A 615-nucleotide genomic window follows, 5' to 3' on the forward strand; every position below is an offset into this window, starting at 1 on the left:
CGCTGGATGGTCGCCTGCGCCTGCGGCTGGATGTCCCGCCCCCAGACCTACGGCGGCCTCCTGCGCCCCCTGTGGGAGGAACACCTCCTGTACGCGGCCGGAGAGCTGACCGCCCCCGTCACGCTCGCTGAGACGCCCGGCCGGCTCCCGCTCCCCGACCACACCGAGACCAGCCTTCGCGAGCTGTACGACGCCCTGGAGGACACCGAGCACGATCGCGCAGAGACCCGCGAGGCAGCCCAGGCGATGTACAAGGCCTGGGACTGGCACCGGCACACGCTCGCAGGCGCAGCACGGGCGGTCACCGCGGTCTGCAACATGATGCGGACCTCGTCCGACTTTCTAGACCGCCGCGACTGGACCGCCGACCGGATCGACGCTTACCTGTGGGCCGTCCTCATCGGCTGGGACGACGAAGTCCTCCAAGAGATCGCGGCCAAGCACCGGTGGAACGAGCACCGCGTGAAGTACGTGCGGGAGATGCGCGCCCTGCTCGCCCCGATCACCGATCAGCCGAAGGAGGGCTAACGTGCTGCGCTCCGTGCCCGCCTCCGCCGAGGAGCAGCGTCCGAAGCGAACGTTCCCCGAGTTCGTCGCCGCCGTCTACGAAGACCC

General features: G+C 69.9%; 1 protein-coding gene. It reads left to right on the forward strand.

Annotated features, from left to right (window positions below):
- Nucleotides 1-528: hypothetical protein (locus tag B7L92_RS40890; protein WP_159461101.1), on the forward strand; the 528-nt coding region annotated here is incomplete at its 5' end.
- Nucleotides 529-615: the final 87 nt, after the last annotated feature.

Origin of the sequence: Streptomyces viridosporus (genome assembly GCF_002078235.1) — a bacterium.
In the GTDB taxonomy this organism is placed as follows: Bacteria; Actinomycetota; Actinomycetes; order Streptomycetales; family Streptomycetaceae; genus Streptomyces; species Streptomyces viridosporus.